Origin of the sequence: Streptomyces sp. NBC_00483 (genome assembly GCF_036013745.1) — a bacterium.
In the GTDB taxonomy this organism is placed as follows: Bacteria; Actinomycetota; Actinomycetes; order Streptomycetales; family Streptomycetaceae; genus Streptomyces.
Genome location: NZ_CP107880.1, coordinates 9,011,009 through 9,036,791 on the forward strand (window position 1 = coordinate 9,011,009; position 25,783 = coordinate 9,036,791).

Annotated in this window: 25 protein-coding genes; 19 read left to right on the forward strand and 6 right to left on the reverse strand. The window is 70.2% G+C overall.

The annotated features are described in order from the left end of the window. Positions 1 to 11: 11 nt before the first annotated feature. From OHA73_RS40305 to OHA73_RS40360, 12 genes are all read left to right on the forward strand, one after another. Positions 12 to 1,733: an FAD-dependent oxidoreductase gene (locus OHA73_RS40305; RefSeq protein WP_327657700.1), complete on the forward strand. Its 1,722-nt coding sequence runs from the start codon at positions 12 to 14 to the stop codon at positions 1,731 to 1,733. Continuing rightward, positions 1,730 to 2,848, forward strand: a complete 1,119-nt coding sequence (locus OHA73_RS40310; protein WP_327657701.1) for a beta-ketoacyl-ACP synthase III — start codon at positions 1,730 to 1,732, stop codon at positions 2,846 to 2,848. Before OHA73_RS40305 ends, OHA73_RS40310 begins: the two co-directional genes overlap by 4 nt. After that, positions 2,845 to 3,099, forward strand: a complete 255-nt coding sequence (locus OHA73_RS40315) for an acyl carrier protein (RefSeq protein ID WP_327657702.1) — start codon at positions 2,845 to 2,847, stop codon at positions 3,097 to 3,099. The genes OHA73_RS40310 and OHA73_RS40315 overlap by 4 nt, the downstream gene beginning before the upstream one ends. Continuing rightward, positions 3,096 to 4,316: a beta-ketoacyl-[acyl-carrier-protein] synthase family protein gene (locus OHA73_RS40320; RefSeq protein ID WP_327657703.1), complete on the forward strand. Its 1,221-nt coding sequence runs from the start codon at positions 3,096 to 3,098 to the stop codon at positions 4,314 to 4,316. Before OHA73_RS40315 ends, OHA73_RS40320 begins: the two co-directional genes overlap by 4 nt. 139 nt (positions 4,317 to 4,455) lie before the next feature. After that, positions 4,456 to 5,433, forward strand: a complete 978-nt coding sequence (locus OHA73_RS40325) for an aldo/keto reductase (protein ID WP_327657704.1) — start codon at positions 4,456 to 4,458, stop codon at positions 5,431 to 5,433. A gap of 12 nt (positions 5,434 to 5,445) precedes the next feature. Continuing rightward, positions 5,446 to 7,086 (forward strand): 3-hydroxyacyl-CoA dehydrogenase NAD-binding domain-containing protein, encoded by a 1,641-nt coding sequence (locus OHA73_RS40330; protein ID WP_327657705.1) that lies wholly within the window; start codon positions 5,446 to 5,448, stop codon positions 7,084 to 7,086. Positions 7,087 to 7,131: 45 nt separating this feature from the next. Then, entirely contained in the window at positions 7,132 to 7,629 is a 498-nt protein-coding gene (locus OHA73_RS40335; RefSeq protein ID WP_327657706.1) for a cupin domain-containing protein, read from the forward strand. Beyond that, positions 7,626 to 8,327 (forward strand): HAD family hydrolase, encoded by a 702-nt coding sequence (locus OHA73_RS40340; RefSeq protein ID WP_327657707.1) that lies wholly within the window; start codon positions 7,626 to 7,628, stop codon positions 8,325 to 8,327. Before OHA73_RS40335 ends, OHA73_RS40340 begins: the two co-directional genes overlap by 4 nt. Positions 8,328 to 8,564: 237 nt before the next feature. Then, positions 8,565 to 9,389: an AfsR/SARP family transcriptional regulator gene (locus OHA73_RS40345; protein ID WP_327657708.1), complete on the forward strand. Its 825-nt coding sequence runs from the start codon at positions 8,565 to 8,567 to the stop codon at positions 9,387 to 9,389. Positions 9,390 to 9,578: 189 nt separating this feature from the next. Further along, positions 9,579 to 10,838 carry a cytochrome P450 gene (locus OHA73_RS40350; protein WP_327657709.1) on the forward strand — a complete coding sequence of 420 codons (1,260 nt, stop codon included), beginning with the start codon at positions 9,579 to 9,581 and terminating at the stop codon, positions 10,836 to 10,838. Between the two features lie 73 nt (positions 10,839 to 10,911). Further along, entirely contained in the window at positions 10,912 to 11,112 is a 201-nt protein-coding gene (locus OHA73_RS40355; protein ID WP_266723759.1) for a ferredoxin, read from the forward strand. 165 nt (positions 11,113 to 11,277) lie between these two features. Further along, entirely contained in the window at positions 11,278 to 11,760 is a 483-nt protein-coding gene (locus OHA73_RS40360; RefSeq protein WP_327657710.1) for a hypothetical protein, read from the forward strand. 101 nt (positions 11,761 to 11,861) lie between these two features. On the opposite strand, the gene OHA73_RS40365 is transcribed toward OHA73_RS40360, so the two are convergent. Further along, on the reverse strand, positions 11,862 to 12,638 hold the full coding sequence (locus OHA73_RS40365) for a hypothetical protein (RefSeq protein WP_267067799.1): 777 nt from the start codon (positions 12,636 to 12,638) through the stop codon (positions 11,862 to 11,864). A 348-nt stretch (positions 12,639 to 12,986) separates the two neighbouring features. Here OHA73_RS40365 and OHA73_RS40370 point away from each other — a divergent pair, with 348 nt between their 5' ends. Both OHA73_RS40370 and OHA73_RS40375 read left to right on the forward strand, forming a co-directional pair. Further along, entirely contained in the window at positions 12,987 to 15,425 is a 2,439-nt protein-coding gene (locus tag OHA73_RS40370) for a DUF3289 family protein (protein WP_327657711.1), read from the forward strand. Next, entirely contained in the window at positions 15,412 to 16,008 is a 597-nt protein-coding gene (locus OHA73_RS40375) for a hypothetical protein (RefSeq protein WP_327657712.1), read from the forward strand. Before OHA73_RS40370 ends, OHA73_RS40375 begins: the two co-directional genes overlap by 14 nt. A gap of 121 nt (positions 16,009 to 16,129) precedes the next feature. On the opposite strand, the gene OHA73_RS40380 is transcribed toward OHA73_RS40375, so the two are convergent. Beyond that, on the reverse strand, positions 16,130 to 16,645 hold the full coding sequence (locus OHA73_RS40380) for a carboxymuconolactone decarboxylase family protein (RefSeq protein ID WP_266723769.1): 516 nt from the start codon (positions 16,643 to 16,645) through the stop codon (positions 16,130 to 16,132). Between the two features lie 119 nt (positions 16,646 to 16,764). Between OHA73_RS40380 and OHA73_RS40385 the strand changes: the two genes are divergently transcribed. The 3 genes from OHA73_RS40385 (at position 16,765) to OHA73_RS40395 (ending at position 19,330) form a co-directional block, all read left to right on the forward strand. Then, positions 16,765 to 17,754, forward strand: coding sequence for a pirin family protein (locus tag OHA73_RS40385; RefSeq protein ID WP_327657713.1), 990 nt, complete (start codon positions 16,765 to 16,767; stop codon positions 17,752 to 17,754). A gap of 122 nt (positions 17,755 to 17,876) precedes the next feature. Beyond that, positions 17,877 to 18,215, forward strand: coding sequence for a GNAT family N-acetyltransferase (locus OHA73_RS40390; protein WP_327657714.1), 339 nt, complete (start codon positions 17,877 to 17,879; stop codon positions 18,213 to 18,215). 83 nt (positions 18,216 to 18,298) lie between these two features. Continuing rightward, positions 18,299 to 19,330, forward strand: a complete 1,032-nt coding sequence (locus tag OHA73_RS40395; RefSeq protein WP_327657715.1) for an NADPH:quinone reductase — start codon at positions 18,299 to 18,301, stop codon at positions 19,328 to 19,330. A gap of 34 nt (positions 19,331 to 19,364) precedes the next feature. Here the strand turns inward: OHA73_RS40395 and OHA73_RS40400 are convergent, their stop codons facing one another. Genes OHA73_RS40400 through OHA73_RS40415 form a run of 4 tightly spaced genes read right to left on the reverse strand, consistent with a single transcriptional unit; the run spans position 19,365 to position 23,203 of the window. Then, positions 19,365 to 20,636, reverse strand: coding sequence for a CaiB/BaiF CoA transferase family protein (locus OHA73_RS40400; protein WP_327657716.1), 1,272 nt, complete (start codon positions 20,634 to 20,636; stop codon positions 19,365 to 19,367). Further along, positions 20,636 to 21,802: an acyl-CoA dehydrogenase family protein gene (locus OHA73_RS40405; RefSeq protein ID WP_327657717.1), complete on the reverse strand. Its 1,167-nt coding sequence runs from the start codon at positions 21,800 to 21,802 to the stop codon at positions 20,636 to 20,638. The genes OHA73_RS40400 and OHA73_RS40405 overlap by 1 nt, the downstream gene beginning before the upstream one ends. A gap of 7 nt (positions 21,803 to 21,809) precedes the next feature. Next, positions 21,810 to 22,673, reverse strand: coding sequence for an HpcH/HpaI aldolase/citrate lyase family protein (locus OHA73_RS40410; protein ID WP_327657718.1), 864 nt, complete (start codon positions 22,671 to 22,673; stop codon positions 21,810 to 21,812). Further along, entirely contained in the window at positions 22,670 to 23,203 is a 534-nt protein-coding gene (locus OHA73_RS40415; RefSeq protein WP_327657719.1) for a MaoC family dehydratase, read from the reverse strand. The genes OHA73_RS40410 and OHA73_RS40415 overlap by 4 nt, the downstream gene beginning before the upstream one ends. 112 nt (positions 23,204 to 23,315) lie before the next feature. On the opposite strand from OHA73_RS40415, the gene OHA73_RS40420 reads away from it, so the two are divergent. Beyond that, positions 23,316 to 24,047, forward strand: coding sequence for an IclR family transcriptional regulator (locus tag OHA73_RS40420; RefSeq protein ID WP_327657720.1), 732 nt, complete (start codon positions 23,316 to 23,318; stop codon positions 24,045 to 24,047). Positions 24,048 to 24,343: 296 nt separating this feature from the next. Further along, positions 24,344 to 25,666, forward strand: coding sequence for an MFS transporter (locus OHA73_RS40425; RefSeq protein WP_327657721.1), 1,323 nt, complete (start codon positions 24,344 to 24,346; stop codon positions 25,664 to 25,666). Positions 25,667 to 25,783: the final 117 nt, after the last annotated feature.

The following is a 25,783-nucleotide window of genomic DNA, read 5'->3' on the forward strand; positions in this document are numbered from 1 at the left end:
AAGGCCACTTCATGTCCGCACCCACCCCGTCCGACAGCCTGCTGGAACAGGCACCGCCCGGCGCGCCCGTCGTCATCGTCGGAGCCGGCCCCGTGGGGCTCGTGCTCGCCGCCGAACTCCTCAGCCGCGACGTTCCGGTACGCATCATCGACGGCACCCCGCCCGGCTCCTCACTGCACTCGCGCGCCATCGTGGTGTGGCCCCGCAGCCTCGAACTGCTCGACCGGATCGGCGCCGCCGAACCCCTCGCCGAGGCCGCCAACCGCCTCGACGCGGTCACCTACTTCTCCCAGCGGCGCCTGCTCGGCTCCATCGAGATGAGCAGGCTGGCCGAGACCCCCTTCCCGTTCGGCGCCGTGATCCCGCAGAGCCGTACCGAGGACGTCGTGCGCGCCCGGGTGGAGGCGCTGGGCGGCAAGGTCGAGCAGGGGCGCGTCACCGCGGTCCAGGACATCCACCGCCGCCCCGTCGTCGAGGTCGAGTGGCCCGACGCCTCGGGCAGCGAACACATCGAAGCCTCCTGGGTGATCGGCGCCGACGGCGCCCACAGCACCGTGCGCCGCCTCGCCGGCATCGAGTTCCTCGGCTCCGGCGAGGACGTGCTCTTCGCCATCGGCGACGGGCCCATCGACGGCGACCTGCACCACAACGAGCTGCTGTACTGCTACACCCGCAGCGGCGCCCTGGGCCTCGCGCCCTTCGGCGAAGGCCGATTCCGCCTCGCCGTCAGCGTCCCCGGCTGGAACCGCCAGGACGCCCCGCCGCGCGCCCTGTTCCAGCAGGTGATGGACGAGCGGGCACCACGCCCCGGCGCCATCGGCACCCTCGACTGGACCACCATCTTCCGCGCCCGGCGCCGGGTGGCCGAGACCCTGCGCGAGGGCCGCGTCTTCCTCGCCGGCGACGCCGGGCACATCTTCAGCGCCGCCGGGGCCCAGGGCATGAACACCGGCATCCAGGACGCCGTCAACCTCGGTTGGAAGCTGGCCGGAGTCATCGACGGCACCCTGGAGCCGGGCATCCTCGACACCTACGACACCGAACGCCGGCTGGCCGCGGAGCGCGTGGTGCTCACCACCGCCAAGCAGACCAGCTGGGGCCTCTTCCGCCGCAGGCGTCAGATCGCCGTCCGCGACGGCGCCGTGCGCCTCGCCCAGCGCTCCGGCCTGCTGCAGCGCTTCGGGGCGCCGCTGATGGCCCAGCACGACGTCACGTACCGGCCCGCCGAATCCCTGCGCGACACCCTGCCGGGAGTGACCCGCAAGGTGCGCGCCGGCGACCGGCTGCCCGTCTTCAGCCACCACCCGCGCGGCCGGGAGACGCCGGCGCCAGCCACCGAGCTCGGCGGCTGGCCGGTGATCGATGCGGCCCGCCCCTCCGTCCTGCTGTGGGCCGGAACCCGCCAGGACGGTGCCTGGATACGGCAGGCCGACGCCGTGCGCGCCGGGCTGCCGCCCACGGTTCCCGTGCAGGACATCTCCGCCCGCCCCGGCTTCGCGCCCCTCCTCGGCACCCGGCCACTGGCCGCCGTGGTCCGCCCGGACGGACACATCGCGGCCCTGACCGAAGCCGAACCCGTCGCGGTGCGCACCGCCCTGCGCGAGACCCGCGCCGTCGTCGGGCCGCGCCCGCACAGCGGCAGGGCGGGAACCGAGAGTGTCACCGAAATGGGCGTCGCGGCCGCCGCGTCACAAGGAGACACCCAAGGAGACACCCGAGGAGGCGCCCAGTGAGCAGGGCTGCGGTCCTGTGCGGCCTCGGCGCGTGGGTGCCGCCCACGGTCGTGGACAACGACCAGCTCGCACGGGACCTGGACACCTCGGACGACTGGATCCGCACCCGCACCGGCATCGCCCGGCGCCGTATCGCGGGACCGGGCCTGGCCACGTCGGACCTTGCCGCCGAAGCCGGCCGCAGGGCCCTGGAGTCGGCACGGCGGACCGCCGCGGGCGCCGACGTCCCCGGGCCGAAGGTCGACCTGGTGGTCCTGGCCACCAGCACGCCCGACCAACCGTGCCCGGCCACAGCCCCGCAGGTCGCCCACCGGCTCGGGCTCGGCACCGTGGCTGCCTTCGACGTGGCCGCCGTGTGCACCGGCTTCATCTACGCACTGGCCACGGCCGCGTCGATGATCGTCGCCGGCTGCGCGCGCAGCGCCCTCGTCATTGGAGCGGACACCTTCTCGACCATCCTCGACCCGGCCGACCGCACCACCCGCGCCATCTTCGGCGACGGCGCGGGCGCCGTGGTGCTGCGCGCGGGCGAGGACACCGAGCCCGGCGCCCTGCTCGCCTTCGACCTGCACAGCGACGGCGCGGGACACGAGCTGATCACCGTCCCCGGCGGGGGCGCGCGCGAACGCTCGCTGCGTACCGGAAACGAGGCGGACTGGAACCGCTACTTCACCATGCAGGGCCGCGCCGTGTTCACCGAGGCCGTCGTGCACATGAGCGACTCGGTGCGCACCGTCCTCGACCGCACCGGCTGGGGGAGCGCACAACTCGACCGGCTCGTCGCCCACCAGGCCAACCTCCGCATTCTGCGTGCCGTGGGCGGCCAACTCGACCTGGAGGAGCGGCAGGTCGTCACCAACCTCGACGAGGTCGGCAACACCGTGGCGGCCTCCATCCCGCTCGCCCTGGCCGACGCCGACGCCGACGGGAACCTGCGACCGGGCCACCGGGTGGCCCTCACCGGCTTCGGCGGGGGAGTCACCTGGGGCTCCGCCGCCCTGATCTGGCCCCGCCTCGACCTCGCGGTCGACGCGCCCGAACCCAAGGGCGCGAGCCTCACCGAAGAGGGCGCGCACTTCACCGAAAGAACCGACGACAAGGAGAACCTGTCATGACCGCCCCCACCCCCACCGCCAGCCTCACCGACCGCGTCGCCGCCCTGATCGCCGAGCACTTCGGCCTGCCGGAGGAGGAGCTGCGTTCCGGTGTCACCTTCGACGAGCTGGAGATCGACTCCCTCGTCCTGGTCGAGCTCGGCCTGATCCTGCGCAAGGACATGGGGATCGTGCTCCTGGAGGGCGAGTTGAAGCCCAGCCACACCCTTGAGACGGCCGTCGAAGTCGTCGCCTCCAAGGAGACCGCGTGAGCGCCGCGGCCTCCATCACCGGCATAGGCCTGGTCACCCCGGCCGGTATCGGCCTCGAGAACAACTGGTCGGCCGTCGCCGCCGGCCGCTCCGCCGCGGCCCACGACCCGCAACTGGCCGGACTGCCAACCGACTTCTCCTGTCGGGTCCCCGGCTTCGACGCCGACGCCCTGCTGGGTCGGCGCACCGCCTGGCGGCTCGACCCCTTCACGCGGTTCGCCATGGTCGCCGCCCGCCAGGCCGTCAAGGACGCCGGCCTGGACACCCGGACCTGGGACGGGGCCCGGGTCGGCGTCGTCCTGGGCAACTCCCTGGGCGGCACACACACCATGGAGGAACAGACCCGCCGTTTCTACGAGGACGGGCCCGACGACGTCTCCGCGCTCACCGTGCCGAAGTCCATGGTCAACATGGTCGCCGGATACGTGGCGATGGACCTCGGCATCCTCGGCCCGAGCCTGGTCACCGCGACCGCCTGCGCCTCCGGAGCCACGGCCCTGGGGGTGGGCCGCTCCCTGCTCGCCTCGGGCCTGTGCGACATCGTGCTCGCCGGTGGCACCGAGGCGGCGCTCACGCCCGCCACCGTGACCGGCCTGTCCCGCATGGGCGCGCTCTCCGAACGCCGCGAGGACCCGCAGCGGGCCTCGCGCCCTTTCTGCGTCCACCGCGACGGATTCGTGCCCGGCGAAGGCGCCGCGGTCCTGGTGCTCGAGGGACCCGGCCACGCCCGCGCCCGAGGCGCGTCCGCCTACGCGGACCTCGTCGGCTTCGGCGCCTCCAGCGACGCCCACCACGCCACCCAGCCCCACCCCGAGGGACAGGGCCTCATCCGCGCAGCACAGGACGCCCTGCGCGACGCCGGCGCACTGCCCGACGAGATCGGGCACGTCAACGCGCACGGCACCTCCACCCCGCTCAACGACAGCACCGAGGCCCGCGCGCTGCGCAAGGTCTTCGGCACGGGCCCCGCCGTCGCCTCCACCAAGGGCGTCACCGGCCACACCCTGGCCGCCGCGGGCGCCATCGAAGCCGCCTACACCGCCCTCGCGCTGCACCACCAGACCGTGCCGCCCACGGCGAACGTGGAGCGGCTCGACCCCGAGGTCGACATCGACGTGGTCACCGGGCAGGCCCGCCCGGCACGCATGGAGCTCGCGATGAGCACCTCGCTCGGCTTCGGGGGCCACAACGCCGCGCTCGTACTGAAAGCCGCCTGACTGCTTGACCGCACCGCGGCGGGAACCGTCTGAGCGCACCGCGGCGAAAGCCGCCCAAGCACACCGCGGCGGGAACCGCGCGAGCCGTTCCCGCCGCACCCGTCCCACGAACCACCCCCCACACGGAAGCGAAACCGCCATGGGCACCACACCGACCGCACACCCTCTCCTCGACGCCGCGGGCCGCCGCACCACCGACATCGGCCTCGGTTGCATGGGAATGAGCTGGGGTTACGCCGAGTCCCAGCGCGACGACCGGCGCTCCACCCAGGTCATCCACGCCGCCCTGGACGCCGGGGTGCGCCTGATCGACACCGCCGACGTGTACGGCGACGGCCACAACGAACGGCTCGTCGGCGCCGCCCTGCGCGGACGCAGCGAGGACACCGTCGTGGCCACCAAGGGCGGCCTGGTCGTGGACGATCTGGCCCGCCGTGACATGCACCGCGACGGCAGCCCCGCCCACCTGCGGGCCGCCGTCGAGGCATCCCTGACACGGCTGGGGGTGGAGGCGATCGACCTGTACTACCTCCACCGCATCGACACCGCGGTGCCCCTGGAGGACAGCTGGGGCGAACTCTCCCTGCTCGTCGCCGAGGGGAAGCTGCGCGCCCTCGGCCTGAGCGAGGTCACCGCCGCCGAGGCCGGCCGCGCGCACGCCGTCCACCCGGTGGCGGCCGTCCAGTCGGAGCTGTCCCTGTGGACCCGCGACCCCCTCGACCCGCACACCGGAACGCTGCGCTGGTGCGCCGACCACGGGGCCGCCTTCGTGCCCTACGCCCCGCTCGGCCGCGGATTCCTCACCGGCGCCTACACCCCCGACTCGTACGAGCAGGGCGACTTCAGGGCCACCAGCCCCCGCTTCGCCGGACTGGCCCACGAAGCCAACCTGCGCATCGTCGAGGCCACCCGCCAGGTCGCCGGCCGCAACGGCGCCACGCCCGCCCAGGTGGCCCTGGCCTGGACCCTCGCCCAGGGGGCGCACGTCATCCCCGTACCGGGCACCAAGAACCCCGGCTATCTGAAGGAGAACCTCGAATCCGCCGACCTGGCACTGGACAGCGACGACCTCGCCCTGCTCGACGCGGTCCCCGCCGCCGTCGGCAGCCGCTACTGAGGAGGCCGGCCCATGCCCATCGCCCGCAGTGCCGCCGTCGTCGGCACCACCGCGACGGCCGAAGCCCTCGCTCATGCCCTGCACACGGGCGGAGCGGACACGATCCTGATCACACCCGAGGAGGACACCCCACCGCGGACACGGCCCGACAGCGGAACACCGCACCGCAGCGGGAACCTCGACGACCTGGCGCAGGCCGACGTCGTCATCCTGGCCACCGGCGAGGAACCGGCCGCCCTACGCCTTCAGTTGGCCCGGACCGCCGCCCGCCGGGCCGCCGGTTCCGCGCTCGCCGTCGCCTGCCTGGGACCTTCGCTCGGGGACCTGCGCGTTCCGGGGGCCGAGGACCTGATGATCCTGCGCGTGCCCCGCCCCGACCTGATGAAGGCCGTGGAACTGACCGCCTCATCGCACACCTCACAGGCCTCCCGGGACCTTCTCACCGAGACCCTCCAGGCCGCGGGCATCACCCCGCACCTCGTGGCGGACAGCGCGGGCGGGCACAGCACGGCCCCGTTCCTGCGCCTGCTCGACCGCGCCATGCAGCTTCTGCAGGAAGGCCGCGCGGACGCCGCCTCCATCGACACCGCCATGCGCCTCGGCTGCGGCTGGAGCACGGGACCGCTCCAACTCGCCGCCCAGTTGGGCCCCGAGACGGTGCGTCAGGCGCTCGCCGTGGTGGCGCAGGCGCACGGGCCCCGCTGGGCCCCAGCCTCCACACTGCCGACCGGACGACTGCCGGGCACTGCCCCCGCGACGCGGACGGCGTCGCATGGCGAGGAAGTCGGCACCGACCGCGAACGCGTCGTGGTCGTCGGCTCGGGAACCATGGCGTGCGGCATCGCCGAGGCCCTGGTCCGCTCCGGACATCCCACCAGCCTGCTGGCCCGCTCCACGCGCTCCGCCCAACGGGCCCAGGAGAGCGTGACCTTCGCCCTGGAGCAGACCCTGTCGGGCGACGACCTCACCACCGCGACCGCGCTCCTCGGAGTCGGCTGCGAGGAGGATGTACTCGCAGACGCGCAGGTCGTCATAGAGGCGGTGGTCGAGGACCCGACGGTCAAGAGTGAACTCTTCGCCCGCATCGGCGGGATCTGCCCCGCCGGGACGCTCCTGGCCACCACCACATCCAGCCTGTCCGTCCACGAACTCGCCGCCGCTTCCGGCCGGCCCGAGCACGTCGTGGGCCTGCACTTCTTCAACCCCGTACGGCACATGGGACTGGTCGAACTCGTCCCCGCCGACACCACATCGGTCCGGACAACCGACCGTGCCCGACAACTCGTTGAGGGACTCGGCAAGGTCCCGGTGCGCTGCGCGGACCGCCCCGGCTTCCTGGTGAACGCGCTCCTCTTCCCCTACCTCGACGACGTCCTCGAACAGGTGCGGTCCTTCGGCTCCGACCCGGCACAGCTGGACACCCTGGCCAAGAGCGTCATGGGGCTGCCCCTGGGACCCGTACGCCTCCTGGAGACGGTCGGCGCCGATGTCGCCCTGGCCGTACTCGACCAGTTGTGCTCGGCGGACGACGCGCGCACCGCTCCTTCCGTGCTGCTCCAAGAGGCGGTCGCCGCAGGGCACTTGGGCCGCAAAAGCCCGGGACGGAGTGTTCGTGCGTTCCTCGACCGGGCGCAGTTCCCCGCAGCGGCGTGAAGCCCTCGAATCCCCAACAATCGCCCAGCCCCAGGAGGTTCCCTCGTGTACTCGTTCCGCTCGCTCCCCTCGATCCGCCGCAGTCGCAAGGCACTTGTCGCCGCCGCTGCCGGAGCCCTGCTGGTGACCGCCGGCAGCGTGGCCTACGCGCAGACCACCGCCGCTAGTGACCCCGTCACCAGCGAGACCCTCTCCGAAGGTGACACCGGGCAGCCCTTCACCATCAAGGCGGACGGCTCCCGCCACCTCGTCTACCGCAAGGCCGTCATCCCGCCGGGTGCCAGCACCGGTTGGCACTTCCACACCGGCGAGGAGATCGCCGTCATCCACTCCGGCACCATGGTCCGCGTCAACGGCAGCGACTGCTCGGAGCGCAGCCTCGGACCGGGCGACGCGCTCGTGGAGCCCACCGGTCCCGACGAGGTGCACTTCGGCACCAACCGCGGCAGCGAGCCGGTGGTCCTGTACATCACCGATGTCCTGCCGAAGGGGGCCGACTTCTCCGAGCCCGCGGAGGACCCCGGCTGCGAGAACGCCAAGTGACCGCGCCCGCGGACACCGCACAGAGCCGGGACGTCGGCCATATCCGGGTCGCCTTCTTCGACGTCGACGAGACCCTGTTGACCGTCAAGAGCATGTTCCGGTTCCTGAGGTTCCATCTGCGCGCCCGCGGCCTGCCGGACACGGCTTACGAAGAGGCCGCGCAGACCCTGCGCCGACGCTCGGCCGCTGGGGTCCCCCGGGCGCAGACGAACCGCGAGTACTACCGGCTCTACGCCGGACAGTCCCTCACGGACGTCTTCGCCCAGGGGCGCGCCTGGTTCGCCGAGGAGTTGGAGCGCGGGGTCCTGCACGCTCCCGGAGTCACGCAACTGCAAACGCACCAGGACAACGGCGCGCACATCGTCCTCGTCTCCGGTTCGTTCGCTCCCGCGCTCCAGCCGGCCGCGCGTCTGCTCGGCGCGGACCAACTGATCTGCAGCACGCCCGAAGTGAGCCGGGGAAAGTACACCGGCCACCTCGCCAGGCCCCTGATCGCGGAGGAGAAGGGGCGAGCCGTGCAGCGGTTGCTCGCCGAACTCGACGTCCCCGCCGAACACGCCGCCGCCTACGGAGACCACGCGTCCGACCTGCCGATGCTGGCGGCGGCCGGGCTTCCCGGCTGCGTGGGCGACGACCCCGATCTCGTGGCGCACGTTCGCGACCGCGACGGAATCCTGATCCCCGGCATGAACGGCTGAAGCGTCAAAGCAGCGACTGAAGCATCAAGGAGTCGTCAACAGTGGCTCGTGTGAGGAGGCACTCACTCGGCGTACAACATGAGAACGGCTATTATGTTTTCTGTGCGTACGCCGCCACCGTGTGCACAAAGGCATCCGGGCAGCGCTCTGTCTCCGAGGGCGGAGCGCTGCCCGGTACGGCTCCTGAGGGGGACTGCAGTGACCGCAGTGACTGAGCACCACGCTTCCGAGACCAGAGTGAGCATCGAGACCGAGGCCCTGCGATTCCGCATCCTGGGCCCGCTCTCGATGACCGTGCACGGCCGCGAGGCCGCACCGACCGCGGCGAAGCAGCGCCAGGTGCTCTGCCTGCTCCTGATGAACGTCGGCCGGCGGGTGACCACCACCGCGCTGACATCCGAACTGTGGCCCAACGAGGTGCCGCGCACGGCGAAGACCGCCCTGCAGACCTACATCAGTGCCCTGCGGCGGCTCTTCGCCAAGGAACTCGGCCTGCCCGCCGAGACCGTTGCCGCGTCCCTGCTCACCACCGACGCCGGGAGCTACACCCTGCACCTTCCCGCATCCTGCTGGGACGGCGCCGAGTTCCAGGCTCTCCTGGAGCAGGGCGAGAGCGCCGCCGCGCGCGGAGACTACGGGGAGGCCGAAACCACGCTCGCGCGGGCCTTGTCGATGTGCCAGGGAGACATCCTCGAAGATGTACTGAAGGGCCCTCAACTGCGCCCGCTGGCCCGCTTCCTGGACGAGGCCCGGCTGCACGGCGAAGAGATCCTGGTCGACACCTTTCTGCGTACCGGCAAGAAGAACCAGGCCGTGTGCCGTGCCACCACCCTGGCCGACCGCAACCCCTACCACGAGGGACTGCACGCCCAGTTGATGCGATCCCTGTACGCCGCCGGCCGGCGCAATGACGCGCTCAAGGCCTACCGCGAGCTCGACGCCCGCCTCGCCGACGAACTCGGCACCGTGCCCTCACCGGAAACCCGCACCCTCCACCACGCCCTGCTTCAGGACGCCCCCGACGCCGCCTTCTTGCGCCTCGCACCGGTCAGCGGCGGCTGATCCGCGGGGTCGGCTCGGTGCGGCCACGACGCGGGGTGCCGCTCGGGGATGTGACGGTTGTGCGTCATACATAGAGAGTGCATCATGCACAGACGGTGCATGATGCACTCTTGTTGAACGGTGCATTGTGCAGGCCCTTTCGCCACCGTGGACACCTGCCGCCGCCTCCACCCCACGAGGAGCCGCACCATGACCGACCAGGCCGAACACGCCTACGCCCAACCGCCCGTCAGCCTGCCGCTGTCGGGAGACACCCCGCTCGAACCGCCCGCCGTATGGGAGGAGTTGCGCGCCCGGTGCCCCGTCGCCCACGCCACGCTGCCCAGCGGTGACACGGCCGTCTATCTGACCCGGTACGACGACGTCCGGGGCCTGCTCGCCGACCCCCGGTTCGTCCGCCCCACGGAGGAGGACAACGCCGCCCGCATGGCGCCCGAGGGCGCCGGGGGAGCCGCCGCCACCGGTAGTTCCGCCGTCGCGCACCCCACCAAGGGCGAACCGCACCAGCGTTGGCGCCGTCAGGTGGGCCGCTACTTCACCGCCAAGCGGATGACCGCCCTGCGCCCCGCCATGATCCGCCTCGCCGAGGGTCTCGTGGACGCCATGCTCGCCGATGGCGCCCCCGCCGACCTGCGGGCGAGCCTCGGCTTCCCGTTCCCCGTCTACGTCATCTGCGACCTCCTCGGGGTGCCCGCGGAGGACCGGGACCGCTTCTCCGGCTGGTCCGACAGCTTCCTCAGCGTCACCCGCTACAGCGCCGACGAAATCCGTACCGCCCAGGCGGAGTTCGTCGCCTACATGTCCGCACACATCGCCGCCAAGCGCGCCGAACCCGCCGACGACCTCCTCAGCGTCCTCATCACGCAGAGCGCGGAGGCGGGCGGCGCGGGGAGCGAGAGCGAAGGCGGTGGCCTGAGCGACGACGAACTCGTGTCCACCGGCATGGGCCTGCTCGTCGCCGGCCACGAGACCACCGCCAACTCGATCGGCAAGATGGTCTCCCTGCTGCTCGACGACCGCGGCCGCTGGGAGAGCCTGCTGGCCGACCCGTCGCTGGTGCGCACCGCCGTCGAGGAGTCCCTGCGCTTCGACAGCAACCTCGGCTTCGGGCTGCGCCGTTACCTCGGCGAGGATGCCGAGGTCGGCGGGCAGGTCGTCCCGGCGGGCAGCACGGTCGTGTGCAGCATGCCGGCCGCCAACCGCGACGAGCGCGCCTTCACCGGCGCCGACGCCATGGATCTCGCCCGCACCCCGAACCCCCACCTCACCTTCGGCGTGGGACCGCACTCCTGCCTCGGCCAGGCACTGGCCCGCACCGAACTCCAGGTCGTCCTGGAGGTCCTGCTGTCCCGCGTCCCCACCCTGCGCCTCGCCGTCCCCGCCGCCGAACTCCGCAAGACGGAGGGCCTCCTGGTGGGAGGCCTGAGCGAAGTCCCCGTCAGCTGGTGAGTCAGCTGGTGCCCCCTGGACCCCTGGACCTGTAGCCCCGACAACCCCGATATCCCCGTAGAGGAGACGGACCGTGAAACTCACCGTCGACCAGGACAAGTGCTGTGGCGCCGGTGCCTGCGTCCTGTCCGCGCCGGAGGTATTCGACCAGCGCGACGAGGACGGCATCGTGACCCTCCTGACCCCCGAACCCGGCTCCGAGCACCACGCTGCCGTACGCGAAGCGGCGGCCATGTGTCCCACCGCGGCGATCGGTGTGAGGGAATCCGGCTGAGCGTCACGAGGTCATGGGCCGCCCTCTCCGTCTCGCCGGTCGCCCCGTCACGACAGCGATTTCGGGCACGCCGGACGACGTGTGTCGCACAAAGAAGTCATTCGACTACCGTGCGTATCCATCGTGCGGGACTGCCCGCACGCGACTCGATGGAGAGGATCGTTCATGACATCCATCCGCCTACTCGGACGGTCACTCGGACTCGCGTCCGCTTCGCTCACTGTGGCGGTGGGCGCCCTGGCTGCCCCCGCGGTGGCTCTGGGCGGCCCGGAGCCACTGCCCACCATGACCGTGGACTTCGGTTACGAGGACGAGCAGCCCAGCGGCAGCGAGGGGCAGCAGTTCGACGGCGACGCCCGTCTCCTCGATGCCTCGGGAGACGTGGTGGGGCGGTTCTACTACGACTGCACCACGGCGGCGCCCGGGAAGACGACGGTGGGTGCGCTGTGCTCCGGCGCCTACGTCATCGAGGGGAGGGGTGAGATCTTCACCCAGGCCTTCAAGCCCATCCAGAAGGACGAGGACACCATGCCCCGCCCCACCCACTCCGCGGTGACCGGGGGCACGGGTGACTTCAAGGGTGCGACCGGCCAGGCGACGATGCTGCCGGTCGGCGAACCGGACACCAACACCGTCGTGTTCAACTGATTCAGCTGACGCGCACACACCGCCCTGTGCGCGTTGGTGTCTCGCGCTCTGTACGGCTTTCTGGGGCCGGGTGGTTGGACCGCCCGGCCCCGCCGTAGAGATCAGATCTTCGGGGCAGTCACGATCTTTCCGGTCGGCGCCTTCGCGCCGACGGACGTGCCGAAGTCGGACCACGTGATGGTCTGCATGCCGGTCCCGTTGCTGTACGGCACCTCCTGCCGCAGCAGGTAGGGCTTGCCCGTGGTCGCGATGCTGAACGTGGCCTTCTTGCTCGGGTCCGTGCCCTTGGCGACGACCGTGGCGACGGGCTGCCCCGCCACCTCCGCGGCGTCACCCTTCTCCAGCTTGAGGGAGCTCTTCTCCTGCTGGCCGAACTGCTCGACGTGGCAGTAGCTGACGAGCGCCTTCGTGAGCGAGGCGGTCGGTGAGCCGTGCATCCACTGCTCGGCCTGGATGGTGCCGGCATCGTTCTTCTTGGCCCAGGAGACGAACTTGGAGTCGACCTTGACCCAGACGTCGTTGCCCTTGCGGATGATTTCGAAGGTGCCCATGTCCGTGAGGTCGACCGTGCCGGTGCACTCCGTGGCGGAAAGCCGGAGGTCGGACTTGGCGTCCGAGCGCGACATGACCTCGTGGACCGAACCTGCGGCGGCCTTCGTCTCCAGGCCCTTGGCGCGCAGTTCGGTGGCGGCGAGCTTGTCGGCGCCGTTCGGCTTGGCGTCGGCCTTGGCCGGCTTGTCCGCGGCGGTCGACGCCTTGCTGTCGGCGTCCGCGGCCTTGTCCGAACCGCTGTTGCAGGCCGTCAGCGACACCAGGGCGGCGGCGCAGGCGAGCGCGGTGGCGGTGCGGCGGACGGACAGGACGTGCGTGTTGTTCATCAGTTCCCCGTTGTTCCCCGTGAGTGTGTGGTTGCCGTAAGTGGCATGTGCCGTTCTATCAGTGGGCGGGTGACGCCTCGTAGCGGGGGCTCGACTCAACGTCGTGAACGGCGGTCGTCAAGGGTCGAAATCGAGCTCTCCCTCACCAGGCGCCACCACCAAATCACCAGGAACGGAACTTAACGATCCACCCAGCGTCCTCAACTTCCCCTCATGGAAGCCAAAGTTCCGTCATCGACCCCTGCTAGCTTCTGCGTTCGACTGGCGAAGTGCCGTGAAACGGGGGCTACTTCGCGACGCCTGGTAAGTGTGGACACTTGGGGGAAGACCATGCGCAGACGCGTCACAATGCCACTCAGTGCCTTATTACTCCTGCTCGGAACCGCGGCACCCGCGATCGCGGGCAACGACGAGGACACACCTCCCGGGAAGACGATCTACCGGGACAAGGCGGTCGACGTCTCCTATCGGCAGCTCGCGGCGGACGATCCGCAGTGGGGCAAGGTTCCGAAGGAGTTGCGCGACAAGTCGACCGAGGGCTCCTACATCGCGGAGCTCCAGATCAAGAACGTCTCCAAGCGAGACATCACCGACTGGTCCCTGACGTTCGAACTGCCGGACAGGATCACGGCCACCGAGTCGGCGAAGCTGGATGGTGCCCAGCAGGGCGAGCGCACAACGATCCAGAACGACGTGGCGAACAAGGTGATCGAGCCGGGTACGACCTCGACCCTTTGGTACCGCGCGAAGGCCGGCGGTACGGCACACACCCCGGCCTGGACGAGCTTCGCGAAGGACGGGGCGCGGCCGACGAAGGACACCGACGGCGACGGGCTCCCGGACGACATGGAGCAGCGCGCCAAGCTCGACCCGAAGAGCAAGGACACGGACCACGACGGCCTGGCCGACTTCTTCGAACTGGGCAACCGCAGCGACCCGTTGAAGGCGGACAGCGACGGCGACGGCGTCCGTGACGGCAAGGAGGACCCGGACGGCGACAAGGTGTCGAACCTGCGCGAGGTGCAGCTCAAGACCTCACCCGGGCGGGCGGACACCGACGCGGACGGACTGGCCGACGGCAAGGAGCTGACCCGGCACACGAGCCCGGCCAACCCCGACACCGACGGCGACGGCGTGGAGGACGGCCAGGAGACACGGATCGGGTCCGACCCACGTGCTGCGGAGTCCTCGTTCGACGTGACACGGTCCGCGGACGGCGGAGCCACCACGGCCTCGGCCACGATCAAGGGACTGAGTCCCAAGCAGGTGTCGACGTTCTCGGTCACCAAGCTCCCGGCCGATCAGCAGCAGTTCCCGAAGTCCACTCCGGGCTACGTGGGCAACGGCTACGAGTTCGCGATCGACGGCGAATTCGACGCGGCGAAGATCTCCTTCAAGGTCGACAAGGCCGCCTCGAAGCAGGCCGGATCGGACTTCAAGCCGGCCGTCTACGGCTACGACGAGAAGTCCCAGCGCCTGATCAAGCTCGCGGACCAGCGGCTCGACGGCGACACGATCACGGCCACCACCAGCGACTTCTCCAAGTACACGGTGCTCGACAGCCGGGCCTTCGACAAGGTGTGGGAGCACATCGACCAAACCGTCCGTAAGGATTCCGCCCAGGAACAGGGCTCGTCGAAGGACACCGACAACGACGGCATCAGCGACGGCGACGAGAAGGCGATGCGCGCCGGGAACCTCGTCCAGGGCAATGGTGTGCCGGTGGGCGCGATGGACCCCAAGAACCCGGATTCGGACGGTGACTCGGTCAAGGACGGCAAGGAGGTCCAGGTCGTCACGGACAAGCTGTCCGGTACGAAGCAGGGGACGCAACAGGGGACCAAGCAGCTCACCTACGCCAAGCTGACCTCGAACCCGCTGAAGACGGACACGGACGGGGACGGTTCCCGGGACCGTGCCGACCAACACCCGCTGGTCTTCGACGAGTCGGACATGCTGATCCACCAGTCGGCGAACCGGGAGGGCCGGCGCAAGGAGCCCAACCCCGACGACTTCCAGGTGCCCCCGAGTCGGCTGGTGGCGGACGACCTGACGTTCAACGACTACAACTGGGACGAACTGACCGATCTCAGCTGGGACTTCTGGAACGCCTCGATCACCCCCGAGTTCCTGATGTGGGGAGAGTTCAACGACATCATGAACTTCGGCAAGGCCGGCGCGGACAGCGACAATCAGCAGACGGTGGACGACCTGCGCAACGCCTTCCGCTTCGGCCACAACGGGGAGAGCGCGGGCTCCGTCTCGGTGGACGACGACTACGACCCCGCCCGGTTCCAGCAGGTCGGCTCCGGCAGCGCCCTGTCCCGGGCGGTCGCGGCGTCACCGCAGGAGAAGACGTACACGGACAAGGCCAAGGAGCTCATCGTCCAGTCCATCAAGGACAACAAGGGCGGGACGGCGCAGTTCCAGCTCCAGGACGACCTGAACCAGAACCTGCTCTACCAGACGTTCTCCCGGGAAGGTGTGCAGTACCCGGTCTACGACTTCTCCCTCTTCGACGCCAACCAGCGTGCGCTCTCCATCGCCATCCACCAGTTCCACGGGCAGACGATCCGGCTGAAGGACTACAAGGTCAGCGGAAACACCTTCTCCGGGAAACTGCTGTTCCACTCCTACGACCACTTCGGCCTCGACCCCGACGACGAGATCACGAACTACGGCTTCATCGACTGGTTTACGCTGCAGCACTATGAGCGATTCGAGGGGAAGTACGCCCCGCCGATCGCGGTGGCGGACGTCGAGATACCCATCAATGGTTCGTTCTGACGCCCTCGAGTTGGAGCGTCGCCGATGGCGGCGCTCGCCGGGCCGGGTTCTGCTCGTCGCGCTGATCGTGGCGGCGGCGCTGTTCCTGGCCTGGCGGGTCGTCGTCCTCGGACTGCTGGAGGCACACTTCGGCAGCGGGTACGACGACGGGCGGTTCGACAAGCTCCAGACGGAGTTCGACCGCCGGTCGTCGGCCTTCGCCAAGGCCGACGACCGGATGCGGGAGCTGGCGGCCGCCCACCCGCGGGCCGAACGGATCACCTGGATCCCGGCGGTGATCTGCGTGCGTGACGCCGGACGGCCCGAATCCTGTAAGCCGACGTCTGCCGAGGACCAGGCGGCGTACAGGGCGTTGTGGGGCGTCGACGTGATCGTCCGCCAGTCGAAGGACAAGGGGCGCACGTTCTTCCGCTTCTACGGCAACGACCCCCCGCGCTACACGATCATGCACGCCTCCGAGGACACGGACGCGGAGGAGTACGCGGACGACCGCGAGTTCCGGAGCACCCGGTCGCTGAAGCCGGGATGGACGATCCTCGGCCCGATCGACGATCTGGACCGTGAGGATGCCCAATGGCAGTAACGGATGCCCAAGGGCAGTAACGGGTGCCCAATGGCAGTAAGAGGGCGCTCTCTTCTGCCCTGGCCGCCCGCCGGAGTCGTCGTGGTCAGCCCTCGACCTTGCTGCGGCTTGGTCGGCTAGGTCACTGGACCGCCGGGTTCGGCATGGCGGCCCGGCGCACGGGGTGCTTGCTGAGGATGGAGACCCGGTTGAAGGCGTTGATGGAGATCGACGCCCAGATCGCGGCGGAGATCTCGGCGTCGTCGAACACCTCCCGGGCCGCGGCGTACGCCGACTCCTGAGCGGCGGCGTCATCCGGGTGCGTGACCGCCTCGGCCAGGCCGAGCGCCGCCCGCTCCCGGTCGGTGAACACCTCGGTGTCCCGCCATCCCGGCAGCACCCCCAGGCGCAGCGGTGATTCACCGGCGTGCAGGGCGGCACGGGTGTGCGTGTTGAGGCAGAAGGCGCACCCGTTGATCTGGGACACGCGTACGTTGATCAACTCCAGCAGGGCGGGCTCCAGGCCGGCCGCGGCGGCCTCGGCGCGAACCGTCTCGGCGGCGTGCCGGAAGGCCCGGTACGCGTCCGGTGACTGCTTGTCGATGAAGACCCGGCGCCGGTCCTGCGTGCCCGTGGTGGTCGCTGCTGTGCTGCTCACTGTGGAGCCCTCCCTCGTTCGTGGCCGCCGATGCCGGTCGGCAGTGGCGACCTACGCCAATATAGTTTACTGTTCAATCACCTTGCTACGGGGAAGATCCACAAAGGGGGAGGAGCGCCATGGCCGCACACGAGCAGACGCCGGTCGAGAACCACCGCACGCCGGTGACGCCACATCAGAAGACCGCCGACACCAGGCGGGTGGAGCTGCTGTCGGCCCGCGAGGTGCCACTCGGCGGCCCGCGGGCGATGACCGTACGGCGCACCCTTCCCCAGCGGGAACGGGGCCTGATCGGTGCGTGGTGCTTCGCCGACCACTACGGGCGCGACGACGTCACCGCCACCGGCGGAATGGATGTCGCGCCGCATCCGCACATCGGCCTGCAGACGGCGAGTTGGCTGTTCAACGGCGAGATCGAGCATCGCGACAGCCTCGGCACGCACGCCATGGTGCGACCCGGCGAGCTGAACCTGATGACCGCCGGGCGCGGCATCAGCCACTCCGAGGTGTCCACCCCGGACGCCACCGTCCTGCGCGGTATCCAGCTCTGGATCGCGCTCCCGGACGCGCACCGCGACGTCGCGCCCGCCTTCCGGTACCACGCCCCCGCCACCATCGCCCTGGACGGAGGGGAGGCCAGGGTCTTCCTCGGCACGCTGGCCGGAGACACCTCCCCGGTCCCCACGTACTCCCCGCTGCTCGGCGCGGAACTCGTGCTCGAACCGGGCGCGCACGTCACCCTCGCGGTGGACCCGGCCTTCGAACACGGGGTCCTGGTCGACGAAGGGGCCGTCCGGGTCGAGGACACCCTCGTACCGCACGCGGAGCTCGGCTACCTGGCCCCGGGCGGAGACACGATCACCCTCACCAACGACGCGAGCGGCCCGACGCGGCTTCTGCTGCTGGGCGGTACACCGTTCGGCGAAGAGATCGTGATGTGGTGGAACTTCATCGGCCGGAGCCACGAGGACATCGTCGCGGCCCGGGCGGACTGGGAGGCCGGCGCGGAACGCTTCGGCACGGTGTCCGGCTACCCCGGAAACCGCCTGCCGGCCCCCGAACTGCCCAACAGCAGGCTGAAGGCACGCGGCAACCGCTCGCCGCACTGACGGCCCCGGGAACACACCAGCACACCAATACGCCAACACGCCAATCCGCTTACGCCCCGACACACCAAGGCCCAAGACTCAAGACTCAAGGCCGTCCCGCACGGCACAAGGAGAAAAGAACCATGACATCCGCCACCACTCCGGTCGTCGAACACCGCCCCGACGGGCAGCGCTACGTCATCACGGTCGACGGCGAACAGGCCGGTCTCACCGAGTACCGCGACCGCGACGAGCAACGGGTCTTCTTCCACACCGAGGTCGACGACCGCTTCGCCGGACAGGGCCTGGCCTCGAACCTGGTGACCGAGGCCCTGGCCGACGTCCGCGCCGCCGGCAAGCGGGTGGTTCCCGTCTGCCCCTACTGGGCCAAGTACGTCAAGAAGCGCGAGGAGGAGACGGCCGACGTCGTCGACCCGGTGACCCCGGAGATCATGACGTGGCTGCGAAGCCGGATCGGCTGAACGCGGACGGTCTCCCTTCCCGCCCACCGTCTCCTTTCCCGCCCACCGGGAATACGACAAGTCCAGTAGTGATTGGCCAGAACATGAAGGCCATCGTGTACAGCAGCAACGGCGACTCCGAAGTTCTGAAGGTGGAGGAGCGCCCCGTCCCCGACCCCGGTCCCGGCGAGGTCCGGGTCGAGGTCCATGTCTCCGGGGTCAACCCCACCGACTGGAAGGTCCGGGCAGGGGTGTCCGGTCAGCTCGGGGACGGCGAGAGTCAGGTGCCCAACCAGGACGGTGCGGGCCGGATCGACGCGGTCGGCGCGGGAGTCGACCCCGCGCGGATCGGGGAGCGGGTGTGGCTGTACCTGTCCGCGGCCGGGCGCCCCGACGGCGGCACGGCCCAGGAGTACCTGACCATCCCGGCCGAGCGGGCGGTGCCGCTCCCGGACAACGCCGGCTACGACCTGGGCGCGGCGCTCGGCGTCCCGGCGCTCACAGCCCACCGTGCCCTGACCCTCGCCGCCGACGGACCGGACCGGTTGGCGCCGGGGGTGCTTGACGGACGGACCGTGCTGATCGCCGGAGGAGCGGGCGCGGTCGGCAACGCGGCGATCCAACTGGCCCGTTGGGCCGGGGCGACGGTCATCACGACCATCAGTTCCCCGGAGAAGGCCGACCTGGCGAAGGCCGCCGGCGCCCACCACATCGTCAACTACCGTACGCAGGACGCCGCCAAGGTCATCCTCGACCTGGCGCCGGACGGGGTCGACCTCGTCGCCGAAGTCGCCCCGGCGGTCAACGCCGAACTGAACCTGGCGGTCACCAGGAACAACGCAACGATCGCCTTCTACGCCAACAACGGCGGCGACGAACTCCGGCTGCCGCTCCGCGCGACCTTCGGCCGGAACCTGGACTGGCACGGCCTGTCCCTCTACACCGTCCCGGCCGACGCGATGCGCGACGGCGTGGCCGCCGTCTCGGAGGCCGTCGCGGCCGGCGCGCTGCGGGCAGGTACGGAGGCCGGTCTGCCGCTGCTCCGCTTCCCGTTGGAGCAGACGTCGAAGGCGCACGAGGCGGTCGAGGGCGGTGCCGTGGGGAAGGTCCTCATCGACGTCAGGGCGGCCGAGTAGGACCCGAACCGGCCGCGGAGGGGAGCGCGCCCTGCTACGCCGAGCCGCTCGGTGTCCCTCCGCGGCATGTCGGCCCATCCTCCCGAGCCGCCACCGCACCGCTCTCCAACGCCTCCGCGATTTGCTCCGCCGTGCAACCGGCCGCCGCAAGCACCTCCCTGGTGTCACCGCCCGCTGGGCTCGGCGGAGCTGCCGCGTGGCCAGGGGTGCGGCTCAGTTTGATGGGGACGCCGACGCCGCGGTAGCCGTCCTGTTCGACGACGAGTTCGCGGTGGCGTACCTGGGGCGCCGTCATGGCCTCGGCGATGTCGTGCACCGGGGACGCCGGTACGCCTCGGGCGAGGAGGCGTTCCGAGAGTTCCGCCCGACGGCGGCGCGCGATGCGGTCGGTGAGGATTGCGCGGAGCTCCGCCACGTTGCGGACCCGGTCCGGATTGGTCGCGAAGCGGGGGTCGACGGCGAGGGTAGGTTCCCCCAACACGTCGGCGAGTGCGGCGAATTGACGGTCGTTGCCCGCGCTGATGAAGAACAGTCCGTCGAGTGTGGCGAAGTTCTCGTAGGGGGCGATGGTGGGGTGCGCAGATCCGGTGCGGGACGGGACCCGGCCGTCGGCCAGCCAGGATGCCGAGTGGGGGTGGAGGAGGCTGATGACGGTGTCGAGGAGGGTGCTGTCGACGAGTTGGCCGCGGCCCGAGCGTTGCCGTTCGTGGAGGGCGAGCAGGATTCCGGAGAAGGCGAGGATGCCGGTGACCTGGTCGACGACCGGGACGCCGATGCGCAGTGGTGGTCCCTCCCGTTCCCCGTTGATGCTCATCAGGCCGCCGTACGCCTGGAGTACAGCGTCGTAGCCGGGCAGCGCGCCGAGGGGGCCGTCGGTGCCGAAGCCGGTGATGCGGCAGTGGATCAGGGCGGGCCAGCGTTCGCGGATCACGTTGTCGGAGTAGCCCCAGGCCGCGAGAGTGCCCGCCTTGAAGTTCTCTACCACCACGTCGGCGTCGGCCAGGAGGGTACCCAGGATGGTGCGGCCCTGGTCGGTGGCCAGGTCGACGACGATGTTCTTCTTGCCACGGTTGACGTTCGCGTAGTAGGCGCTGGTGTCCTCGGTGAGGAACGGTGGTCCCCAGCGGCGGGTGTCGTCGCCGGCCGGGGATTCCACCTTCACGACGGTGGCGCCGTGGTCGGCGAGCATCTGGGTGCACAGTGGCCCTGCGAGGACCCGGGAGAGGTCGAGGACCTTGAGTCCTGCCAGTGCGCCGGGCGTACGGGCATCAGGTGCGGTGACAGGTGTCGTCACAGGTGTGGTCATCAGTAGGACCTCGGCAGACCGAGCACGTGCTGGGCAACGTAGTTGAGGACCATCTCCTGGCTGACGGGGGCCAGGCGCATGAGCCGGGACTCCCGGAAGTACCGCTCGACGTGGTATTCCTTCGCGTATCCCATGCCGCCCAGTGTCTGGACGGAGGCGTCAGCGGCCTGGAAACCGGCGTCGGCGCACAGCCACTTGGCCATGTTCGCCTCGCGGGCACAGTGCAGGCCCTGGTCGTAGCGCCAGGCGGCGTTGCGGGCCATGAGCCGGGCGGCGTCCAGGCGGGTGAGTGCCTCGGCGAGCGGGAAGGCGATGCCCTGGTTGCGGCCGATCGGGCGGTCGAAGACGACGCGGTCCTTGGCGTACTGGGTCGCCACATCCAGAGCGGCACGGCCGATGCCGAGCGCCTCGTGGGCGAGCAGGATCCGTTCGGGGTTGAGTCCGTCCAACAGGTAGCGGAATCCCTGGCCCTCCTCGCCGATGCGGGCGGTGGCGGGCACTCGCAGGCCGTCGATGAAGATCTCGTTGGAGGCGACGGCATTGCGGCCCATCTTGGGGATCGGCCGGATGTCCATGGCGGTGCGGTCGATGTCGACCAGGAAGACGGAGAGCCCGTCAGTGGGCTTGGTGACCTCGTTACGGGGTGTGGTGCGGGCCAGCAGCACCATCTTCTGCGAGTCCCCGGCCTTGGTGATCCAGATCTTGCGGCCGTCGATGACGTAGTGGTCACCGTCACGGCGGGCGAACGTGGAGACGCGGGTGGTGTCGGTGCCGGCGTCGGGTTCCGTGACTCCGAAGCACACGTGCAGGTCGCCGGTGACGGCCTGCGGCAGGACCTCGCGGCGTAGCTGCTCACTGCCGTGCTTGGCCAGGACGTTGAGCCCGAAGATGGTCAGGTGCATGGTGCTGCAGCCGTTCATGCCCGCTCCGGAGGCGGCCACCTCTTCCAGCAGGAGAGCGGCTTCCAGGACACCCAGGCCGCCGCCCCCGTACTCCTCGGGTACGGCGATGCCGAGCCAGCCGGCCTTGGCGAACGCCTCGTAGAACTGCCAGGGGAATTCGGCACGTTGGTCCTGCTGCGCCCAGTAGTCGGGGTGGAAGGACCGGGCCAGGTCACGGACTCCCGACTGGATGTCCTGCTGCTGTGTGGTCAGTTCGAAGTCCATGTTGCTGTCACTTCCTCGTGTGGTGAGCCGTGTGGTTGCCGGCGACGGAGGGCGGTTCGTCGTCGGCCGACTCAAGTGCGGCGAGCACCGAGCGCGCGTGGGCCAGGACGGGGGCGTCGACCATGCGGCCCCCGTGCCGGAAGACGGCGCCACGGATCTCGGCCGCCGCGAGGACCTCGCGGGCCCATCGGCTCTCGGCCTCGGTGGGCGCGAACGCGGCGCGGATGGGGGCCACATGACTGGGGTGGATGCAGGCCTTGGCGCGGAAGCCGACGGCCACGGCGTCCTCCGCCTCGACCGCCAGGCCTTCGAGGTCGGAGATGTCGAGGTGGACGGCGTCAACGGCGTACTTGTGGGCGGCGGTTGCGGCGAGGAGGACCTGTGTCCGCGTATGGAGGACGACACCGCGGTAGCCGCCGCCCGGGCCGCGGCTGGAGCGGCCGCCCAGGTCCGCGATCAGGTCTTCCCCGCCCCACATGAGGCCGGCACAGTTGTCGGTGCGGGCGAGGGACTCGGCGGCCAGCACCCCGGCCGCGGTCTCGCACAGGGCGAGGACGGCGCGCGGTGCGCAGGCGCGCACGTCGGCCGCGGAGCCGGCTTTGGGGAGCATGACCATGGTGTGTGCGGGCAGCGCCGCCAGGTCGTCCTTGCCCCATGGTGTGTCGAGGGCGTTGATGCGTACGAAGGTGTGTGCCGGGTCGAGCTCGAGGAGGGCTCGCACGACGGACTGGCGGGCGCCGTCCTTGTCCGCAGGGGCCACGGCGTCCTCGAGGTCGAGGACGATGCTGTCGGCGCGGGCGGCGGCCTTGGCGTACCGATCCGGCCGGTCAGCGGGGCAGAACAGCAGGGTGGGGCCCTTGAGCGCACTCATTGCCCTTCCCCTGCTGCCGAGTTGGCCGGGGTGCGCCGCATCAGAGCCACGCGCTGCACGACGGCGACCAGTTCACCGCGCTGATTGCGGCCGCGGTGCTCGAAGGTGACCACGCCGTTGTCGGGGCGCGAGGCGGACGAGCGCTTGGCGATGACCTCGGTCTCGGCGTAGAGGGTGTCTCCGTGGAACACCGGAGCGGGAAAGGTGACTTGTTCGAAGCCCAGGTTGGCGACTGTCGTGCCCTGGGTGAGCTGGCCGACGCTGAGGCCCACGACGGTGGAGAGCGTGAGCAGGCTGTTGACCAGGCGTTTCCCGAACTCGGTGTCGGCGGCGGCGTGTTCGTCCAGGTGGAGGCTCTGGGGGTTCATGGTCAGCGTGGTGAAGAACGTGTTGTCGGCTTCGCCGAGGGTGCGTCCGGGCCGGTGCGCGTAGCGCACACCCGGTTCCAGTTCCTCGAAGTACAGCCCGCGCTGGGTGATCTCGGTGTGCTGCTCGGTGTGCATGACGATGTCCGTTCGTATTTGCGTCATCGCGTTCGCAGATACGATCAACGTAGGCGGGCGGCTGCAGCCGGTCAAGAGTCGACCGGGACCTTCGGTGACGGATAGGGTTCGTAGATACGAACTGAGAAGGAGGGTCACCGTGGCCGAGACCGTCGCCAAGGCGCACCGGACCGTCAGCCGGGTGACCGACATCCTCGAGATCGTCGCGCAGCGGGACGGCGCCCGCATGCACGAACTCTCCACCGCCCTCGACGCCCCGAAGTCCTCGGTCTTCGGTCTGGTCAAGGGGCTGGTGTCGACGGGGTATCTGGTCGAGGAGCACGGCGTCTACTCACTCGGGCCCGCGCTCGCGAATCTGCTGTCGCAGCCGTCCCTGGACGTGGCCGGGGCCGCGCAGCCCAGCCTCGACGCGCTGCGCGAGCAGTTCCAGGAGACGGCGATGCTCGGCGTGGCGGTTGGGGACTCCGTCGTGTACCTGGCCTCCGCCGAATCGCAGCAGTTGATCCGGTACTCGGCGCCCATCCGTGTCCGCCGCCCGCTGTATCCGCCGAGCGCGGGCAAGGTCATCCTGGCGTACCGGACCGCGGCGCAGCGCGAGGCCTACCTGCGCGATGCGCTTCTGGATTCGGGCACCTACCGGGCCGCGCTCGACGAGCTCGCCGCCGTGCGCACCGGTGGCGTGGCGTTCAACAGGGGCGAGACGCTCCCCGACGTCAGCGCGGCGGCCCGTCCGATCGTCGTGCAGGGTGCGGTGCGCGGCGTCATCTCGGTCGCCGGCCCCACCCAGCGCATCGCGGAGCATCTCCCCGCCATCGCGGACGCGCTCACCGGTGCGGTGGCCGCGGCGGCGGCGCGGCTGGGCGACCGGTAGCCACACCCCCGTTCCTCCCCTTGGCTCGCCGGGGTGCGGTCCTCGCGCCTCGGTGCATCGGCATGCCCTGACGCGCCGCCAACGGCCGGACGGCGCCCCGGGATTGCGCCGTGCCGACTCCTTGACGCCCTCTTCAGCGCTCACTTAGCCTTCGCATATCCGAGTCATGGTTCGTATATAAGAACCGCACACATGCTGAATGACTGTCTGGTCCTGCCCCAGGACTCCCGCTCCTCCGGGCTCCGACGCGCCGCACGCACGGTCCGCGTCCGGCTCGGCACCGAAAGAAGAGGGACATGGCACGTACGCTCGATGAAGAGCGCATCACTGCTTCGCGGGCACCGAAAGGTGTGCGCTCGGCCGTTGTCGCGGGTTCCGCGATGGAGTGGTTCGACTTCTACCTCTATGCCTCGATGGCCGCCCTGGTGTTCGGGAAGGTGTTCTTCCCCGCCGGGGAACCCGCGTTGGCCACCATGGCCGCGCTCGGCACCTTCGCGGTGGGGTTCTTCGCCCGCCCCGTTGGCGGCATCGTGTTCGGAATGATGGGCGACCGGCTGGGTCGCAAGAAGGTGTTGTCCCTGACCTTCACGCTCATGGGAGCCTCCTCCGCGTGCATCGGCCTGCTGCCGAGCTACGCCTCCATCGGTGTCATGGCCCCGGTCCTGCTCATCCTGCTGCGCCTGCTCCAAGGTCTCGGCGCGGGAGCCGAGTTCGGCGGCGCGATCGCCGTGGCGTACGAGCATGCGGACGCCAAGTCCCGCGGCCGGCAGGGGTCCTGGCCCGCGCTCGGGGTGAACGTCGGCCTGCTCGCCTCGTCCCTCACGGTCGCCGGCCTCACCAGCATGAACGATGACTTCCTGTACAGCGTCGGCTGGCGGATCCCGTTCGTCCTCAGCTTCCTCCTCGTCGGCATCGGCCTGTGGGTGCGCCGCAACCTGCCCGAGACACCCGCCTTCCAGGAGATGACACACCAGGAACGGACCCGCCCCGAGCGGAAGAAGAACCCGCTCATTCAGCTCTTCAGAACGGACTGGCGGGGCCTCGCCGTCGTCATGGCCATCACCATCGGCTACAACGGTGTCAGCTACACCTTCAAAACGTTCTCGCTGTCCTACCTCACCGACTTCCAGGGCGTCTCCGCCAGCGTCGGCGCCCTGGGCATCAGCATCGCGAGCTGCTGCTCACTCGTCACGGTGCCGCTGGCGGGCCGACTGAGCGACGCCATCGGCTCGAAGAAGGTGGTCATCGTCAGCGCCGTTGCCACCGCCGCGCTGGCCTTCCCGTTCTTCTGGCTACTGGACACGCGGAACAACTGGCTGATCTGGCTCGGACTCACGCTTGCCACCGGCATCACGGTGCCCGCGCTGCTCTCCGCCCAAGGCGCCTTCCTCGCCCGCCAGTTCCCGCCCGCGGTACGGGGGACTGGCCTGGGCACCGGGCGAGAGGTGGGCGGAGCGTTCTCCGGCGGCCTCGCGCCGCTCGCGGCCTTCGCCATCGTGCAGGCGTCACCGTCCCACGCGACGTGGGGTGTCTCGTTGCTGTTCCTTGCGGGTGCGCTGTTCATCGGCGTCGGGGCGGTCTGTGACCAGAGCAGGCGGTACAGCAGCGACTTGAACTGAGCGGCCCTGATGAGAGAGCGCGCGGGAGCCGTCCCCCTGGAGAGCTACGTGTAAGTGGGCTCCGTGGGGTGACGATCGCGGGCCGCAGGCTCCGTAGCGTTCGTGCGGTCGGCGTGA

Coding starts and splice junctions, on each gene's coding strand:
- OHA73_RS40305 (WP_327657700.1), top strand. CDS start 12: ATGTCCGCACCCACCCCGTCCGACAGCCTGCTGGAACAGGCACCGCCC.
- OHA73_RS40315 (WP_327657702.1), top strand. CDS start 2,845: ATGACCGCCCCCACCCCCACCGCCAGCCTCACCGACCGCGTCGCCGCC.
- OHA73_RS40325 (WP_327657704.1), top strand. CDS start 4,456: ATGGGCACCACACCGACCGCACACCCTCTCCTCGACGCCGCGGGCCGC.
- OHA73_RS40330 (WP_327657705.1), top strand. CDS start 5,446: ATGCCCATCGCCCGCAGTGCCGCCGTCGTCGGCACCACCGCGACGGCC.
- OHA73_RS40350 (WP_327657709.1), top strand. CDS start 9,579: ATGACCGACCAGGCCGAACACGCCTACGCCCAACCGCCCGTCAGCCTG.
- OHA73_RS40360 (WP_327657710.1), top strand. CDS start 11,278: ATGACATCCATCCGCCTACTCGGACGGTCACTCGGACTCGCGTCCGCT.
- OHA73_RS40365 (WP_267067799.1), bottom strand. CDS start 12,638: ATGAACAACACGCACGTCCTGTCCGTCCGCCGCACCGCCACCGCGCTC.
- OHA73_RS40370 (WP_327657711.1), top strand. CDS start 12,987: ATGCCACTCAGTGCCTTATTACTCCTGCTCGGAACCGCGGCACCCGCG.
- OHA73_RS40375 (WP_327657712.1), top strand. CDS start 15,412: ATGGTTCGTTCTGACGCCCTCGAGTTGGAGCGTCGCCGATGGCGGCGC.
- OHA73_RS40385 (WP_327657713.1), top strand. CDS start 16,765: ATGGCCGCACACGAGCAGACGCCGGTCGAGAACCACCGCACGCCGGTG.
- OHA73_RS40390 (WP_327657714.1), top strand. CDS start 17,877: ATGACATCCGCCACCACTCCGGTCGTCGAACACCGCCCCGACGGGCAG.
- OHA73_RS40395 (WP_327657715.1), top strand. CDS start 18,299: ATGAAGGCCATCGTGTACAGCAGCAACGGCGACTCCGAAGTTCTGAAG.
- OHA73_RS40400 (WP_327657716.1), bottom strand. CDS start 20,636: ATGACCACACCTGTGACGACACCTGTCACCGCACCTGATGCCCGTACG.
- OHA73_RS40405 (WP_327657717.1), bottom strand. CDS start 21,802: ATGGACTTCGAACTGACCACACAGCAGCAGGACATCCAGTCGGGAGTC.
- OHA73_RS40410 (WP_327657718.1), bottom strand. CDS start 22,673: ATGAGTGCGCTCAAGGGCCCCACCCTGCTGTTCTGCCCCGCTGACCGG.
- OHA73_RS40415 (WP_327657719.1), bottom strand. CDS start 23,203: ATGACGCAAATACGAACGGACATCGTCATGCACACCGAGCAGCACACC.
- OHA73_RS40425 (WP_327657721.1), top strand. CDS start 24,344: ATGGCACGTACGCTCGATGAAGAGCGCATCACTGCTTCGCGGGCACCG.